Annotated in this window: 2 protein-coding genes; both read left to right on the forward strand. The window is 46.9% G+C overall.

Features of this window, described 5'->3' with window-relative positions:
• Positions 1 to 974, forward strand: a 974-nt coding sequence (locus tag ACP5SG_RS09640; protein ID WP_428124093.1) for a glutamate--tRNA ligase, incomplete at its 5' end; no start/stop codon positions are given.
• Positions 974 to 1375: a hypothetical protein gene (locus ACP5SG_RS09645; RefSeq protein WP_237889051.1), complete on the forward strand. Its 402-nt coding sequence runs from the start codon at positions 974 to 976 to the stop codon at positions 1373 to 1375. The genes ACP5SG_RS09640 and ACP5SG_RS09645, both read left to right, overlap by 1 nt.
• Positions 1376 to 1412: the final 37 nt, after the last annotated feature.

Here is a 1412-nt window from a genome sequence, read left to right on the forward strand (position 1 = left end):
ATATAGAAGACTTTGTTATCCTGCGTTCTGATGGATCTCCGCTCTATCTTCTTTCAAATGCAGTGGATGACATGAACGACGGGATTACGCATGTCATAAGGGGGCAGGACGGGCTTGCCAATACCCCGAGGCAGATACTCATATACAAGGCCCTTGGTATGCAGCCCCCTGAATTTGCCCACATGCCACTGACCCTTGACCTCAGAAAACAAAAGATCTCAAAACGTACGCACGGCGAGGTGGTGTCAGTGCAGTTTTATAGAGAACATGGCTTTCTTCCCTGGGCGCTTGTAAATTTCCTGGTGCTCCTCGGCTGGCATACACCTGACGACAGGGAGATATTTACAAGAGAGGAGCTTATCGAGGCGTTTTCCCTTGAGGGGGTGAGCAGGGCAAATTCGATATTCAATTACCGTCCAGGCGATCCGAAATTCTTTACTGACCCGAAGGCCATCTCGATAAACGCCCATTATATAAGAACGATGCCCATAGAAGATCTGGCTGGATATGTAAAGGAGGAGCTCAAGGCCACAGGGTGTTTTGATCCCGAATATGATGGACCGAAGAGGCACTGGTTTCTTGAGACGCTGGATCTTATAAGGGCTCGCTATCATACACTGAAAGACTTCGCGACCCTTGGCAGGGCCTATTTTTCCGATGAGTTTAGTGTAGACGAGAAGGCGTTTGCAAAAAATATCCTCAAACATCCTGATCTTAGAGAGTGGCTCCCCGTGCTTGCGGAGAGGCTTTCTGCAATTCCAATCTGGGATCAGGTTGCAACCGAGGCCGCGATAAGGGGATTCATAGATGAGACCGGCGCTAGTTCAGGCGTCATAATAAATGCGGTACGTACGGTTGTAACAGGCCAGTCAGTGGGTCCGGGTCTCTTTGACTGTCTTGTCGCCATTGGGAGGGAGCGGGTTGTAAAACGCCTAAAAAACGCCCCTTTATTGATTGACAATCACCTTGATTAATGACTATTGTAAAATATGAAGATGATAAAATAGTCGAAGGTGCCGTTATGGGTTATGCCATACCATTAAAGATATATGAGCAGCTCGAAGAAAAGCTGGGCAAAGAGGCTGCGGGCGTTATAACCAAGGCACTGGAGGAGTCCATTAAAAAGGCCTTTGAAGAGGCGGAGGAGAGACAGCAGACAGTTATCTCGGAAAATCTCAAGAAGGAACTCGCCACAAAGTACGATTTAGCCCTTTTAAAAAAGGATATAGAAAAGTTAGAGATAGATTTAAGGAAAGAGATAGAGCTGGTCAGAAAAGACATGAAGATCATGACCGTGATTATTGTGGCCGTTATGGTGGTTTTGAACCAGAATTCCCTTGAGTTTATCGCAAGGCTTCTGGGGTTGTTGAAATGAGACAATCATCAAAAAGGGGCGGCTAATCCATGCAGAC

Source organism: Dissulfurimicrobium sp., assembly GCF_049968175.1.
GTDB lineage: Bacteria > Desulfobacterota > Dissulfuribacteria > Dissulfuribacterales > Sh68 > Dissulfurimicrobium > Dissulfurimicrobium hydrothermale.